This is a genomic window from Caldisalinibacter kiritimatiensis (genome assembly GCF_000387765.1).
Taxonomy (GTDB): Bacteria; Bacillota; Clostridia; order Tissierellales; family Caldisalinibacteraceae; genus Caldisalinibacter; species Caldisalinibacter kiritimatiensis.
The window spans coordinates 1-1,258 of the sequence record NZ_ARZA01000199.1 but is presented as its reverse complement, the minus strand read 5'-3'; the positions used below and the strand labels follow the sequence as shown (position 1 = coordinate 1,258).

1 protein-coding gene is annotated in these 1,258 nt (G+C 25.8%); it reads left to right on the top strand.

Annotation, left to right across the window (positions count from 1 at the left end):
• Nucleotides 1–412: 412 nt before the first annotated feature.
• On the top strand, nucleotides 413–1,258 hold an 846-nt coding region (gene xerD, locus L21TH_RS08730; RefSeq protein WP_034429803.1), incomplete at its 3' end, for a site-specific tyrosine recombinase XerD.

Below are 1,258 nucleotides of genomic sequence, written 5' to 3'. Positions count from 1 at the left end.
AATTCTTACTTTTGATTATTAGGATATTTTTCATTTTATTTATCTTAGGTATAATAATCCCTTTAATTATTAATTCATTTTTACAGATACTAGAATTAAACAGTAATACAGCACCACCTAAAGGTAATTGCACTTTTGTAATATCGTACAATTATTTTAAAAGTAATTTCCTATATTATTTGGATAGGATTATTAATAATTATATAATTTTTTTAAATTAAGCTTACAGAAAGATTAGATTATACTTACTACTTTTAATTTTTTTCGAAAACATGTATAATAGAATAAGCTGTTCATTATAAACTTTAATCTATACATTCTCATTATATTTTATAATTATAAATTTTTTTGAAGGAATTTAAAAATTAATGTTGAATATTATCCTCGAGAAAGATTATAAAGGGGAATTTTTATGAATATATATATAGATAAATTCACTAAATATTTATCTGATGAAAGAGAGCTATCTCAAAACACTCTAGATTCATATCAAAGAGATATTAGACAATTTAAAGAACATTTAAATCTAAGTAAAGACGATGATGTCAAAACAGTTAATAAAACAATGATATTAACTTATTTAATGCATTTACAAAAAAAGGGGAGATCTACTTCAACTATATCAAGAAATCTAGCATCATTAAGAGCCTTCTTTCAGTACTTACTAAATGAAGGTATCATTACTAGAGACCCAACTATAAACTTACAATCACCCAAACAAGAAAAGAAAATACCTAACATATTAACACCTAAAGAGGTAGAAATATTACTTCAACAACCTGATACTACAACTACTAAAGGCTTAAGAGATAGGACTATGCTTGAACTTTTATATGCAGCCGGGATTAGAGTATCAGAGCTTGTATCTTTGAACATAGAAGATGTAAATTTAGAAATGGGTTATGTATATTGTTCAAAGACTACTTCAAATGAAAGAGCTATACCTATAGGTAATGTTGCTATAGAATATTTAAAGAAGTACTGTAGTGAATTTAGGCATAAGCTCATTAAAAAGTCTGATGAAAATGCTTTATTTGTTAATTATCATGGTAATAGATTAACTAGACAGGGTTTTTGGAAAATAATTAAGTCTTATACAAAGACAGCTAATATAAATAAAAAAATCACACCACATACATTGCGTCATTCTTTTGCAGCTCATTTATTACAAAATGGTGCTGACCTAAAATCAGTACAAGAAATGTTAGGGCATTCTGATATATCAACAACACAAATATATGTCCAAGTTGCAAATAAA